General features: G+C 41.5%; 14 protein-coding genes. 4 read left to right on the top strand and 10 right to left on the bottom strand.

What is annotated here, in order from left to right:
* Nucleotides 1-22: 22 nt before the first annotated feature.
* From acs to J0654_RS02955, 10 genes are all read right to left on the bottom strand, one after another.
* Nucleotides 23-1930 (bottom strand): acetate--CoA ligase, encoded by a 1908-nt coding sequence (gene acs, locus J0654_RS03000; protein WP_207026283.1) that lies wholly within the window; start codon nt 1928-1930, stop codon nt 23-25.
* Nucleotides 1931-1987: 57 nt separating this feature from the next.
* The gene (locus J0654_RS02995) at nt 1988-2356 is read right to left on the bottom strand and encodes a response regulator transcription factor (protein WP_207026282.1); all 369 of its coding nucleotides are present in this window, start codon (nt 2354-2356) and stop codon (nt 1988-1990) included.
* Nucleotides 2353-5040, bottom strand: coding sequence for an ATP-binding protein (locus J0654_RS02990; RefSeq protein WP_207026281.1), 2688 nt, complete (start codon nt 5038-5040; stop codon nt 2353-2355). The genes J0654_RS02995 and J0654_RS02990 overlap by 4 nt, the downstream gene beginning before the upstream one ends.
* Nucleotides 5033-5227, bottom strand: a complete 195-nt coding sequence (locus tag J0654_RS02985; protein WP_207026280.1) for a hypothetical protein — start codon at nt 5225-5227, stop codon at nt 5033-5035. Before J0654_RS02985 ends, J0654_RS02990 begins: the two co-directional genes overlap by 8 nt.
* Nucleotides 5228-5311: 84 nt before the next feature.
* Complete coding sequence (locus J0654_RS02980) at nt 5312-7027, bottom strand: sodium:solute symporter family protein (RefSeq protein WP_207026279.1); 1716 nt, start codon at nt 7025-7027, stop codon at nt 5312-5314.
* Between the two features lie 22 nt (nt 7028-7049).
* Nucleotides 7050-7313, bottom strand: a complete 264-nt coding sequence (locus J0654_RS02975) for a DUF4212 domain-containing protein (protein WP_207026278.1) — start codon at nt 7311-7313, stop codon at nt 7050-7052.
* A gap of 19 nt (nt 7314-7332) precedes the next feature.
* Nucleotides 7333-8559: a hypothetical protein gene (locus tag J0654_RS02970; RefSeq protein ID WP_207026277.1), complete on the bottom strand. Its 1227-nt coding sequence runs from the start codon at nt 8557-8559 to the stop codon at nt 7333-7335.
* A gap of 96 nt (nt 8560-8655) precedes the next feature.
* Nucleotides 8656-9069 carry an IS1/IS1595 family N-terminal zinc-binding domain-containing protein gene (locus J0654_RS02965; RefSeq protein ID WP_207026276.1) on the bottom strand — a complete coding sequence of 138 codons (414 nt, stop codon included), beginning with the start codon at nt 9067-9069 and terminating at the stop codon, nt 8656-8658.
* Nucleotides 9070-9195: 126 nt separating this feature from the next.
* Nucleotides 9196-10149, bottom strand: coding sequence for a phosphoribosylaminoimidazolesuccinocarboxamide synthase (locus tag J0654_RS02960; protein WP_417948522.1), 954 nt, complete (start codon nt 10147-10149; stop codon nt 9196-9198).
* 7 nt (nt 10150-10156) lie between these two features.
* A complete protein-coding gene (locus J0654_RS02955) occupies nt 10157-11116 on the bottom strand; it encodes a PhoH family protein (protein WP_207026274.1) in 960 nt (319 codons plus the stop codon).
* Between the two features lie 119 nt (nt 11117-11235).
* Here J0654_RS02955 and J0654_RS02950 point away from each other — a divergent pair, with 119 nt between their 5' ends.
* The 4 genes from J0654_RS02950 to gldG are packed head-to-tail and all read left to right on the top strand — an operon-like array spanning nt 11236 to nt 14764.
* Nucleotides 11236-12066, top strand: a complete 831-nt coding sequence (locus J0654_RS02950) for an SAM hydrolase/SAM-dependent halogenase family protein (protein WP_207026273.1) — start codon at nt 11236-11238, stop codon at nt 12064-12066.
* Nucleotides 12067-12369 (top strand): putative quinol monooxygenase, encoded by a 303-nt coding sequence (locus J0654_RS02945; protein ID WP_207026272.1) that lies wholly within the window; start codon nt 12067-12069, stop codon nt 12367-12369.
* Entirely contained in the window at nt 12369-13100 is a 732-nt protein-coding gene (gldF, locus tag J0654_RS02940) for a gliding motility-associated ABC transporter permease subunit GldF (RefSeq protein WP_207026271.1), read from the top strand. The genes J0654_RS02945 and gldF overlap by 1 nt, the downstream gene beginning before the upstream one ends.
* The gene (gene gldG, locus J0654_RS02935; protein ID WP_207026270.1) at nt 13100-14764 is read left to right on the top strand and encodes a gliding motility-associated ABC transporter substrate-binding protein GldG; all 1665 of its coding nucleotides are present in this window, start codon (nt 13100-13102) and stop codon (nt 14762-14764) included. The genes gldF and gldG overlap by 1 nt, the downstream gene beginning before the upstream one ends.
* Nucleotides 14765-14781: the final 17 nt, after the last annotated feature.

Genomic DNA, 14781 nt, shown 5'->3' with positions numbered 1-14781 from the left:
TAATGTATTCAATATGGCCTATTTAAAGACTTTCCTTCATGATATTCTCCACTACTTCCGGGTTCAACAAAGTTGAAGTATCCCCTAAGTTACTGGTATCTTTGGATGCAATTTTTCTAAGAATTCTCCTCATGATCTTACCACTTCGAGTTTTTGGCAAGCCTTCGGTAAACTGGATTTTATCCAACTTGGCGATAGGTCCGATGTGCTCTGTGATCAATTGGTTGATTTCCTTTTTCAGATTGTCGCGGTTCCGGGTTTCCCCTGTTTCCTTCAAAATAATGTATCCGTACAAGGCATTTCCTTTGATGTCGTGCGGGAAACCAACAATTGCGGATTCGGCCACGGCCGGATGCTCATTAATGGCATCTTCAATAGGAGCTGTTCCTAAATTATGGCCGGAAACAATGATCACATCATCTACCCTACCTGTAATTCGGTAGTAACCAACTTCATCCCTCAACGCTCCATCCCCGGTAAAATATTTGCCTTCAAAAGCCGAGAAATAGGTGTCTTTGTAACGTTGATGATTGCCCCAAATAGTTCTGGCGATTGATGGCCATGGATATTTGATGCACAATCTTCCATCCACTTGGTTTCCTTTAATTTCCTTGCCATCTTCATCCATAAGCGCCGGTTGAATACCTGGCATGGGCAAGGTGGCATAGGTCGGTTTGGTTGGTGTGGAAAATGGAATCGGTGAAATGAGTATCCCTCCTGTTTCCGTTTGCCACCAAGTATCCACAATGGGGCATTTCTTTTCTCCTACGTGGTCGTTATACCAATGCCAAGCCTCCTCGTTGATGGGTTCTCCTACCGTACCCAACACTTTTAAGCTGGAAAGGTCATATTTCGTAACGAAATCCAAGTTTTCCTTGGCAAGCGCCCTTATGGCTGTTGGAGCGGTATAAAACTGGTTTACCTTATGCTTTTGCACCACCTCCCAGAACCTCCCAAAGTCTGGATAAGAAGGTACTCCCTCGAACATTACGGTTGTGGCACCATTGGCCAATGGTCCGTAAACAATGTAAGAGTGTCCCGTGATCCATCCTATATCGGCAGTACACCAATACACATCTTCCTCGCGGTACTGGAATACATTTTTAAAGGTATATGCCGTATACACCATATAGCCTCCCGTTGTATGTACCATTCCCTTTGGACGGCCGGTAGATCCCGAAGTGTACAGAATAAACAGTGGATCTTCTGCATCCATGATTTCCGGTACACAATCGGAATAGGCTTTATCCAAAAGCGGTTGAATCCAAACATCGCGGCCTTCCTTCATGGTCACCTTACCTCCGGTACGTTTGGTCACCAATACCGTATCAACATCTGGACAACTTTCCAAAGCTTCATCTACAATTCCTTTGAGGTCGATAACCTTCGTGCCTCGGTAGGAACCGTCAGAGGTCAACACCATTTTAGCACCACAATCGTTTATTCTCGTTGCCAATGCTGTTGATGAAAAACCTGCAAAAACAACAGAATGGATTGCACCAATGCGCGCACAGGCCAATAATGCTATGGCCAGATCTGGAATCATGGGAAGGTAGATCACCACCCTGTCTCCTTTTTTCACACCCTTCTCCTTAAGTACATTGGCATATTTACAAACACGTTCATGAAGTTGATTGTAGGTGATATGTTCTGCTTCTTCCTTTGGGTCGTTGGGTTCAAAAAGAATGGCAGTTTTATCCCCTCTAATGCGAAGGTGACGGTCGATACAGTTTTCGGTAATGTTCAGTTTAGCTCCCTTGAACCAGCTTATCTCTGGCTTGGTAAAATCCCATTCCAATACTGAATCCCATTTTTTACGCCAGTGAAAGTGCTCTTCTGCAACTTCTTCCCAAAATCCTTCGGGGTTTCTAACGGATTTTCGATACACCTGAAAATACTCCTCCAAGTGCTTGATATGATAATTACTCATGTAACGCTACGTTTAGTTAATATGTAAATTATTTTAAGTTTCATTTTTTATGGGTCCTTAGCCCAATAGATCTTCAATATCAGAAATGACCTTTTTTATGGAGAAAGGTTTGGTCATGTAACTGTCCGCCCCCATCTTTAATCCTTTTTTTACATCTTTCTCCTTACTCTTTGCAGATAGAAACACCACTTTGGTATGTGACAGCTCTTTATTGTCCCTTACTCGTTTTAAGGTTTCATACCCATCCATTTCTGGCATCATAATATCCAAAAGTATAAGGTCTGGTCTCTCCCTGTCCGATATTTCCAGGGCCTCGGTACCATCACGGGCAATAAATACTTCAAAATCCTTCTTTTTAAAGGCATATTCCAACGACATCACAATGTTGGGCTCATCATCCACTATCAGTATTTTTTTCTGCTTCATTGCTGTTTTGGTATTGAAAATATCATACGGGTTCCTTCCTTACACTCTTTATCCACAGCTATGGTCCCTTTATGGCTTTCCACTATTTTTTTACAAATGGCCAAACCAAGTCCACTACCCTGCGGCTTCTTTACATTTTGATTTTTTGATTGATAGAATTTGTCAAAGATGTAACCCTTGTCCTCATCGGGTATTCCCTTGCCATTATCTTTAATGGTGACCAAAACCTCTTTATCGAGGTCTTCCAACAGAATTTTGATTTTTCCGCTATGGGGTTCCGTAAATTTAAGCGAATTCGAAAGCAAATTCGTTAATACTTGCAAAATTCGGTCCTCATCATAGGCTGCAAACATCTTTTCTTTTTTGGGAAACTTAATGTTCACCTCTTTTTTTAATGCAATCTGCTCCACTCCTTTTATGGCTTTCTGAATAGTCTTGGACATATCGTGGTCGTCAATGTCCAATTCCGACCTGTTCCCGGATAGTTTCTCCAGATCCAGGATGTTGTGTATTAGGGTGTCCAACCGATCACTGTCCCTATTAATATTTTCAAGAAATCTATTTCTAAGTTCGGTCGGCATACCTTCATCCTCTAAAACTTCCGAAGTCGCTTTTATAGAGGTTATTGGAGTTTTGAGCTCATGCGCCACAGTATCCAAAAACTCATCCTTTAGCTTATCCTGAATACGGAGTTCTTCGTTTGCAGCCTTTAATTGCTGGGCCATGGCAGCAAGCTCTTCGGACTTCTCCTTAAGTAATTTATTGCTTGCTTTGGTCTCCTTGCTCTCTTCTAGAATAGTAAGTACCTCCACTAAACTTATTGGTGTTTCCTTGGAAACTGAGGACAGTAATATTTTTGCAGAAGCACTTCCGATACTTCCAGTTAGTAGCTTTTCCGAAAAGTTGATCAATCTGGCATCAGCTCGTTCTTCGGTTTCGGAGATATTATATTTTTTATTGAAAAGACGCAAGGCCCTGTTGGTCCTTTGCTCTCCCAAAAACCTGTTCAATAATCGTTTGATATCGGCCACATAGGCCTCTCCTTTCCAAATAAACCCTCCCTCTTGAAGATTACCATAATTTTCGTGGTTGACGAACATCTCAGCATAATTACGTTCCCGGTAATTGCCTTTGGTACGGAGTGAAAACGTAACAAAAGTGAGGGTATTGAAAGATATGCTCCATAAAAAGGCATTGCTTTCCGGTGTTAGGTAATCCAACCCGAACAGATGAGTTGGACTTAACCATGAATAACCGAACAGGCCATCTTCAACAAAATTTGCATTGGGCAAGGCCGCTTGACTTATTATTGGCACAAACAATGTATAAAAAACAACGGCCAAACCAACCAGAATACCGATTTCGGCGCCTCTAGCCGTTCCCCTTCGCCAAGTTAGCCCCAAAAAGAACGATGGTGCCAACTGGGCAATGATCACAAAGGAAATCAACCCAATGGAGTACAATGAGAGTTGGACAGAAAACCGAATGTAAAAGAAATAAGCGATGATTATTAAGAGGAAAATCGCAGCCCTTCTTATGTTTTTGATACGCTTGGTATTCTCTTCGGGGTTGCCCTCTACCAAGGTTTTGATAAATCCGTAGGGAATTACAATGTTATTACTTACCATAGTGGACAATGCCAAGGTAGATACAACTATCATGGAAATCACCGTGGTAAATCCACCTATAAAAACCAGGAGTGCCAACCCGTAATTGTTTGCTTGTAAGGGTAACAAAAGCGTGTAATAATCGTGGTTTACGGTATCTGGCAAACTTATATTTCCCGCCCAAGCGATAAAAATCACAAAAAAATTGAACAACAACAGGTATAACGGAAACAACCAAATGGCCTTGCGCAGATCACTTTCATTATCATTTTCCACTACTGCAACATGAAATTGCCTGGGCAGCAGGAAAATGGCGAAAAAGGAAAGACAAATGGTAAAAAGCCAATTGAACCCATTTTCCAACCCGCCAAAGGAAGTCAGCTGTTTAAAGTTTTCTTGGAGACTGGCCTGATTGTACAGATCCGTGGTTCCATCGAACAAATAAAATGTGATGTAAATTCCTATGGCCAAGAAAAAGGACAACTTTAAAATGGATTCCATGGCCACTGTGGCAATAATACCTTTTTTATGTTTTGAAGTGTCGGTGGACAATGTTCCATAAAAGGCAACAAAAACAGCAATCAGCAAGGCTATGTAGAAGGTGGAATCATCAAAAAAACCTGTGGCCTCATAACTTCCGTTGGATGAAATCAAGGAAAATGTTTCTGATACCGCCTTTAACTGCAAGGATATGTAAGGAATAATGGCGAACAAACAAGTCAATGTGACCAATGCTCCCAGGAGCCTATTGTTCCCATATCGCATCGAGATAAAATCGGCGATACTCGAAATTTTATGTTGTTTGGAGATACGGATAACCTTCCGCATTACAACAATCCAAAGTGGCAAAGCGATTACAGGACCCAAATAAACGGCCAAAAAACTGATGCCAGAACTGGAAGCGATTCCTACACTTCCATAATAAGTCCATGCAGTACAATATACAGCCAGGGACAATGTATACACATAAGGGTTATTGACCCATTTGCTGCGTTGATTTTTTTCGGCAAAATAGGCCAATATAAAAAGAACGGCCAAATAACATACTATCGCCAATCCTACAGCAAAATTACTCATGGAACCGTTTTAAAATAATGTAGGTCAAAACAATGGAGAGTAACCAACTGGAAAAAATAAACACATAGAAGACAGGGAATCCTAAAATTTCTGCATCACCATCAAAAATGGTAATGAATGGCACATTCCATAAAAAAAACAGAACTACGGAAATAAGTATCAATTTCTGTTGATGCCTTTTCTTCATTTTTATTTGCATGGTCGCTAAACTTAAAATTACAAAAAACGGTGCGGTAAAACCATACCACACCGCTTTTTCACAACCAACTAATTAATGTGACGATGCTTCACCCGCACCGCTGGGTATTCTTATATGCTCCACAATTTCCTGTACTTCTTCGGGCGGTTCCGGAGTAAACATATTGACCACTATTGCCACAATAAAGTTGACGATCATGGCTATGGTACCGAAGCCTTCGGGCGAAACGCCGAACCACCAACTTTCTTGAAGACCAGCGACCGCTTCTTTACCTCCATCAAAAATTCCAAATTTGAATTTCAACATATAGAAGAGCATCAAACAGAGACCTACGATCATTCCTGAGATAGCACCTTTACTATTCATCTTTTTATAGAAAATACCTAGGATGATGGCCGGAAAGAATGATGCTGCAGCGAGACCAAAGGCCAAAGCAACCACTGCCGCCACAAATCCAGGCGGATTGATTCCGAAGTATCCTGCAATAACAACAGCTACGGCAGCTGAAAGACGTGCAGCCCAAAGCTCTGCTTTTTCAGAAAGGTCCGGTTTAAGTACATTTTTAATCAAATCATGTGAAACCGAGGATGAGATTACCAGTAACAGCCCAGCTGCAGTGGATAAAGCTGCGGCTAGCCCACCGGCGGCTATCAAGCCAATTACCCACGCCGGTAAATCTGCGACCTCGGGATTGGCCAATACCATAATGTCCCTATCAACGGTCAATTCATTGACTTCTGGAGAGGCGACATATTGAATTTTACCGTCCCCATTTTTATCCTCGTGTGCAATTAATCCAGTGGTTTCCCAACGACTGAACCATTCGGGCATTTTATCATATTCCTTACCGCTTACCGTTTCGATCAGGTTGGTTCTTGCAAACACAGCCACTGCCGGTGCAGTAGTATACAAAATCGCGATAAACAGCAATGCCAGCCCTGCAGATTTTCTTGCATCACGTACCCGTTTTACCGTAAAAAAGCGAACGATCACGTGGGGCAAGCCTGCCGTACCGACCATTAAGGCCAGTGTAATGGCAAAGACATCTACCAAACTTTTAGAGCCATCCGTATATTCGGCAAAACCTAATTCAGTGGAAAGACCATCCAATTTATCCAAAAGATACGTTCCGGAACCATCCGATAAGGTACTTCCGAAACCAAGCTGTGGAACTGGGTTACCAGTCATTTGAATGGAAATAAAAATGGCAGGGACCATAAATGCGAAAATCAACACACAATACTGTGCCACTTGAGTATAGGTGATTCCTTTCATTCCTCCCAGAACGGCATAAAACAGCACAATTACCATCCCGATGACAACCCCGGTATTGATATCGACTTCCAAATATCTCGAAAAAACAATACCTACACCACGCATTTGACCTGCCACATACGTAAACGAAACGATTAGAGCACAGATAACGGCCACTATTCTCGCTGTTTTGGAGTAGTATCGTTCTCCTATAAAATCTGGGACTGTGAATTTCCCGAATTTCCTCAAGTAAGGTGCCAAAAGCAGTGCCAAAAGCACGTAACCTCCTGTCCATCCCATTAAATACACGGCACCATCGTACCCTGCAAAAGATATAATTCCGGCCATGGAAATAAAAGAGGCGGCCGACATCCAATCCGCTGCTGTGGCCATACCATTGGCAAGGGGCGAAACCCCTCCTCCGGCAACATAATATTCTTTGGTGGAACCCGCTCGGGACCATATTGCAATTCCTATATACAGACCAAATGATAATGCCACCAAGACATAGGTCCAAATTTGTACATCACTCATAATTCAATTGTTTGTTGGTTAATTAATCTTCGTCGTAGCCGTATTTTTTGTCCAATTTGTTCATTAGGCGTACGTAAACAAAAATGAGAATGACAAATACATAGATAGATCCTTGTTGTGCGAACCAAAAGCCTAATTTGAATCCGCCAATACGAATATTGTTCAAAGCATCTTTAAAGATGATGCCCGCACCATAGGAGACCAAAAACCATATGGCCAATAAAATGACCAGATATCTTAGGTTCTCTTTCCAATAGGCCGTGGCCTTTTTTTGCTTTTCTGACATAATTTGTTGGTTTGATTAGTTATAAATAAATCTGTGCTTGCAAAGTAACAATACCATTACGGTCTCCAGTTCCAACTTTGGAATTGGCATATTCCAATGTTAATTTGGAATGATGGCCCGTCATAAATAGGTTGATTCCCAATCCAAATCTTGTAGCGTTGTCATCTATTGCGTCTATTGTTCTATTTTGGTAAGATAAGTAAGGTTGTACCCTTGACCTATCCGAAGCGTCCGGAATCAGATATCCTACGTGTCCATAAACCATGCTTCCAGTACCATAAGGTCCAAGGTTGAAGTTACGACCATAATCGTTATTTTGAAATACCGCATAAGCAGTTATTGCGGAACCGTCCTCACCGAGGGGTGCGTCATAAAAGGCATCGACAGCAAAAATATTGACATTTTCACCTTCCAAGTTACCGGTTCCATCCATTGCCACGGTTCCATTACGGTGTGTTAGGAAACCTGCCCCAACATTGAATACTCTTTTGCTTCCTAGATAGGTGCCAACTTTGTATGGAAGAAAATTGGATTCCTCGTCCAAGAACTGATAATCGAAATAGCCCTGAATCACTTTGCCCGCTTCTGCAGAACCCAGTAATTCTCTTCCCCGGTAAACTGCCCTACCATCTGGTAAGGGTGCGTTATCGGCATCCAAGGTATTCGTAATGGCCTCATTGAAGGAAACTCGATACTGCAAACGCCCTAACCTCCCCTTTACATATACTCCCAAATGGCGTGCAAATTGATCACTGAGTCCGAGTACCGCCCAAGACTGACGGTTATTGTCCAAAGTCATAAAATTGAGGGTACTACTATTGTTCAATCGCGATATACCGTTCCAGTAATGGAGTCCAGTGCCTACATAAAAATTCTCTGCAACTCTCCATTCACCCCAAAAACCATGGAAAAAAAGTTGAGAGGACTCCTCTTTTCCAACTGCACTTAAATTATTACCATTAAGACTATTAAGTCCAAAATGAGTTAAAATCAAAAACTTTTTGTTCAACTGGGTAAAGCTCAACAATCTTGCCCGTCGTACGCTAAAGTTTGTAGTACTGGCATCCTCCGAAACATTATCATTGTATTGGAACCAAAACTGGCCCCATGCGATCATACGAAGATACTTTGACCCGTCTTCGTTAAAATTGATCTTGAAACCTCCTGTATACTCGGTGTTTCCCTGTGAAAATAATTCTGGAACGAACAACAGACAACATGCCATTCCAAGTATTATCTTTTTCATTTCAGTTTGGATGTTAGAGCGTTATGTGCCCTACGAACATCCTAAAAATTTAATCTGAAATAAAAATTAGTATATATATGTGTTAATTTATTATAGTTAATCTTTGAATCTATCCCATTTAATAAGCATAAACTTATCGCCCAATTCTGTAACCAACTGCCCCGCCCCTTTAAGATTTTTAGGGTTTTGGAAGTATTTTTGAAGCTCTGTATGGTTCAATATTTTGTAGGTGGGATGGTATTTGGAATTGTAAGGTCGTTTGATGTTGTATTTTCGTACCCAATTCATTACGGAGACGTGCGAAACTCCCAAAATACGTTCGATTTCACGATAGGTCAATCCTTCCAAATACAGCTGTAGCGCCTTGTTCACGAAGTAATCGTCAATCCGCTTGCCTAGTTTTGGCACCGTAAAGTAATAACCACAGGACTTACATTTGTAACGTTGCCGCTCTTTGATTATTCCTGCTTTGGTAAACGCTGTGGATGAGCAATTTGGACAACTTTCCATGGTTGATATACTTAATTAGCATAAATATATCAATTTAGCTTTAAATGTTTATTAATCTTTAATCAACAAAAAAAGGAATCGTTAAAATTCCCTTTACTTTATTGGTCAAATCACAATATTGGTGGCTTACTTTGCCAAATATGCTGTAACGTTTTCCAAAATACGATGCTGAAGGTTGGAAATATCACTTTTTACGAATTGCTCTCCCGTGATATTTTCATAAAGCTCAATGTAACGGTTGGAAACCGACTCAATATATTCATCGGACATTTCTGGAACCGTTTGTCCTTCCAATCCTTGGAATCCGTTGGAAATAAGCCATTGCCTCACAAACTCCTTGGACAATTGCTTTTGGGCTTCACCTTTTTCTTGACGCTCCTCGTACCCTTCCGCATAAAAGTACCGTGAGGAGTCCGGGGTATGGATCTCGTCGATCAAAACAATTTCGCCATCTTTTGTTTTACCGAATTCGTATTTGGTGTCCACCAAAATAAGCCCTCTCTTGGCCGCTATTTCGGTTCCTCTTTGGAAAAGGGCCCGCGTATATTTTTCCAAAACTTCGTAATCTTCTTTTGAAACGATGCCTCGCTTCAAAATATCTTCTTTGGAAATGTCCTCGTCGTGGTCTCCTTTTTCCGCTTTTGTTGCCGGCGTAATAATGGGTTCTGGGAATTTATCGTTCTCCTTCATCCCTTCGGGCATGGGCACTCCGCAAAGCGATCTTTTACCGGATTTATATTCTCGTGCCGCGTGGCCCGACATATAGCCCCTGATTACCATTTCTACTTTAAAAGGCTCACAGGCCTTGCCTACGGCAACATTTGGGTCAGGTGTAGCCATTAACCAATTGGGAACAATATCTTCGGTATCCTTCATCATTTTGGTTGCAATTTGATTCAGGATTTGGCCTTTATAGGGGATTCCCTTGGGCATCACCACATCAAAAGCGGAGAGGCGGTCCGTTGCAACCATTACCAAAACATCATTTTCCAGCGTGTAGACCTCTCTTACTTTTCCTTTATAAACAGATTTTTGTCCAGGAAAATTAAAATCCGTGGACATCAGCGTATTCATTCCCATAATTTTTCTAGAATTGATTCTGGTGCTCTATGTTCTGATAGGCATCAATCACCTTTTTCACCAATTTGTGTCGGATCACATCCTTATCATCCAAATAAATAATACTTATGCCGTCCACATTCTTCAGAATAAGCAAAGCTTCCTTTAAACCTGAAATTACCCTACGTGGCAAATCAATCTGGCCCGGGTCGCCCGTCAGTAAAAACTTGGCGTTCTTTCCCATACGGGTCAGGAACATCTTCATTTGGGCGTGCGTGGTGTTCTGGGCCTCATCCAAAATCACAAAGGCATTGTCCAAGGTACGGCCACGCATAAATGCCATTGGCGCAATTTGAATGGTGCCGTCCTCAATATATTTTTCCAATTTTTCAGATGGAATCATATCACGAAGGGCATCGTACAAAGGTTGCATGTAAGGATCAAGCTTTTCCTTTAGGTCACCCGGAAGAAAACCCAGGTTCTCCCCTGCTTCCACAGCCGGACGCGTAAGAATAATACGCCTCACTTGTTTTTCCTTCAAGGCTTTTACGGCCAAAGCAACACCGGTGTACGTTTTACCTGTACCTGCAGGACCTATGGCAAAAACCATATCGTCTTTTTTACAGGCATCGACCATACGTCTTTGATTGGCCGTCTGGGCTTTGATCAACCTACCGCTGACACCGTGGACCAAGACATCTCCGCTACTGGATGATGAAGTGTACTCCTCCTTGCTTGTACTTGTAAGCACCCGCTCGATCATATTCTCATCAAGCTTATTGTATTTGGCAAATTGACCCGTGAGCTCATCAAATCGTTTATCGAACTCTTCCAAAAGCTCTTCATCGCCAAATACCTTGACCTTGTTGCCCCTAGCTACAATCTTAAGTTTTGGAAAGTATTTCTTAAGCAACTCAATGTTGGCATTTTGCTGTCCAAAAAATTCCTGGGGGCTGATTTCCGTAAGTTCAATTATTAGTTCGTTCAAAAATAGAGGGGTGTTACAGTTGTTTTTGAAGAATTTTATTCTTTCTTTTTTGACTAATTTTACAAACAAACTTAATTAAAAATCAATTTGAACGCGGAAAAACATATCAACAGTATTGTATGCCAATCATAACTTTAACTACCGATTTTGGATACAAGGACCACTTTGTGGGTGCTGTTAAAGGGGCAATACTGAGCAACCTCCCCGATATTAGCGTTGTTGATATTTCCCATGCCATTAGTCCTTTCAACATTCAGGAATGTGCCTATATCCTAAGGAACGCCTACCGTGCGTTCCCAAAGGGAACGGTTCATATCGTTGGGGTGGATTCTGAAATTTCTCCCGAAAACGAGCATATTGTCGTTCAGGTGGATGGGCACTATTTTGTGAGTGCCAACAGTGGGGTAATTTCCTTGATAACTTCTGAGGTACAACCAGAAAAAGTGGTGCAAATCAATCTACCCAATGCAGAAGCCAGTGCGTTTCCCGTGCTCCATATTTTTGTTCAAGTGGCCTGCCATATTGCACGCGGCGGAAAATTGGAAGTAATTGGCAGACCATTGCCAAGTTTAAAGGAACTACGTGATTTTGAACCACGAATAACCAACGAAGGGAAAACCATTACGGGGAATGTAATTTATATAGATAATTACGGTAACGTGGTCACCAATATCCAAAAAAGCCTGTTCGAAGCCTATCGGAGCGGGCGAGATTTTGAAATTATTGCACGGACCACCAAAATAAGGCAAGTGCACCAGAGCTACAACGGCATCATCAACTATAACTTGGAACGCAACCAGCGCAAGGGCCCTGGGGACGCTCTGGCCCTATTTAATTCTGCAGGCTACATAGAGCTTGCCATTTATAAAAGTGACCTCAATTCCGTTGGGGGGGCATCTTCGCTTCTTGGGCTGAACTACAGGGACACGGTAACCATAAATTTCCTTTAAATGTTGATACGCATTGTAAAACTGACTTTTAAACCCGAAAATATTGCTAGTTTTGAGCGAATCTTTGAAGAAAGCAAAAATGGTATTTTGGCTTTTGAAGGCTGTAATATGGTAGAATTGTATCAAGATATCGATAATTCCAACATATTTTTTACCTATAGTTTTTGGGATACGGAATCCCACCTGAACCAGTACAGGAATTCCGATTTCTTTAAAGAGGTTTGGGGCAACACCAAAAAATTGTTTGCCGGAAAGCCCGAAGCTTGGAGTGTTCATAAAATTCAATCAACAAACCCATCTTAATGTTCGCAATTTTTAAGAGAGAGGTACGGTCCTTTTTTACATCGCCCATCGGTTATTTGATCGTGGGTTCGTTTTTACTGCTCAACGGACTTTTTCTATGGGTCTTCAAGGGCGAATACAATATTTTCGACTACGGCTTTGCCGATTTGAGCAACTTCTTCTTATTGGCTCCTTGGGTTTTTATCTTTTTGGTGCCCGCCATCACAATGAAAAGCTTTTCCGAAGAACGAAAAATGGGAACGCTCGAATTATTGTTGATCAAACCTATCTCTGTTTGGAAGTTGGTCCTTGGTAAATTTTGGGGTGCATTCTTGTTGTGCGTCATCGCAGTGATTCCAACAATCGTTTATGTTTTCGCCATATCGGGATTGGGCATGGTAGCGAGCAATTATGACCTAGGGGTAGTATTGGGCTCTTACTTTGGATTGTTGTTTTTGATAGCCTGTTATACCTCCATCGGGATATTTGCATCTACCCTTTCCGATAATCAAATCATAGCATTTTTAGTGGGGATTTTGGTCTGTTTTCTGATTTTTAACGGGTTTGATGCCGTATCGTCTTTATTTTCTAACGGAGATACGCAACAAACCATACAATCGCTCGGTGCAAAAGCACATTTTGATAGTATTGCAAGAGGTGTGATAGATACCAGGGATTTGGTCTACTTTATCTCGTTGACCCTATTGTTTCTGTATCTCACCTTTCAACGTTTAAAACAATTGCCAAGGTAATGGGAAAGTTTTTTGCATCCATATTAAAAGTGATTATAGCCGTGGTGGCCATCAACCTATTGGCGAGTATAGTGTACACCCGTTTTGACCTTACAGAGGATAAAAGATATACACTATCCGAGCCTGCCGTAGCCGTAGCACAAAAATTTGAAACACCTGTAATCGTGGATGTATTATTGGATGGAAACATTCCTGCTGAGTTTGCCAAACTCAAATCGGAAACCGTTCAATTGTTGGAATCCTTCGGGTCCAAGAACAGTAACATCAAATATAATTTGGTGGACCCCATGGAGGACAGCGAAAATCCGCAAGAAACTGTTGCCCAATTACAAAGTTTGGGATTACAGCCTGCCAATGTTACCGTTGAGGAAAATGGAAAGGTATCCAATGAGTTGGTCTTTCCTTGGGCCATGGTCAATTACAACGACCAGACCGTTAGAGTACCCTTATTAAAAAACAAACAAGGTTCAACTGCAGAGGAGCGCATTAACAACTCGGTACAGCAATTGGAATACGCCTTTGCCGATGCTTTTACCAAGTTGAGCATTGAAGAAAAAAAGAGTATCGCCGTTATTAAAGGAAATGGCGAACTGGAAGATATTTACATTGCCGATTATCTGACCACCATCCGGGATTATTACAACATTGGCGCTATAACCTTGGATTCCGTAGCTTCCAATCCCCAAAATGTTTTGGACCAGTTAAAAAACTTTGACCTTGCCCTTATAGCAAAACCCACCGAGGCGTTTACCGACCAAGAAAAATATGTAATGGACCAATATATGGTTCAAGGGGGTAAATCCATTTGGATGATGGACCAGGTCAATATGGAAATGGATAGTATTTATGCTGGTGGCGGAGAGGCCATTGCTGTTCCCAGAGACCTCAATTTAAAAGATTTGTTCTTTAAATATGGAATACGGATCAATCCTGTTTTGGTCAATGATCTTTATTTTACCCAAATTGTTTTGGCCACAGGAGAAGGAAACGATTCACAGTACAATCCCCTGCCATGGTTTTATTACCCCATGGTTTTTTCGCAGAACAATCACCCCATCAACACAAACATTGAAGCAGTGCGGTTTCAGTTTACCAGTCCAATGGAGGTGTTGGAAAACGATTACCAAATGACCATTTTATTGCAGAGTTCTCCACTTTCCAAAACAGACGGGATTCCGAGAGTGGTTAGTTTGGATATGATCAACCAACAACCTGATCAAGCAACATACAACAACGGCAATTTGCCTTTGGCCGTGTTGATCGAGGGGAATTTCACCTCTATGTTCAAGAACAGGGTAAAACCATTAAAGTTGCAAAATACTTTGGAAGAAGGTCCCGAAAATAAGATGATCGTCATCTCGGATGGGGACGTCATCAAAAACCAACTCCGCAACGGCAGACCCTTGGAATTGGGGTACGATAAATGGACCAGTAACTTCTATGGCAACAAGGAATTTTTGGTGAACAGTACAAATTACCTTTTGGACAATACGGGGCTTATTAACATTCGAAACAAGAAAGTGGCCATACCGTTATTGGATGTCAAAAAAATTGCAGAACAAAAAACCAAGTGGCAACTTGTAAACATTGGATTACCAATAGTTTTAACCTTAATTTTTGGTCTGTTCTTTGGTTATTACAGAAAACGAAAATTTACCACTTAACTGTTAATAAATTTGTT

The sequence above is a fragment of the Flagellimonas profundi genome, from assembly GCF_017313275.1.
Lineage (GTDB): Bacteria > Bacteroidota > Bacteroidia > Flavobacteriales > Flavobacteriaceae > Flagellimonas > Flagellimonas profundi.
This window is presented reverse-complemented; position numbering and strand designations above follow the sequence as displayed.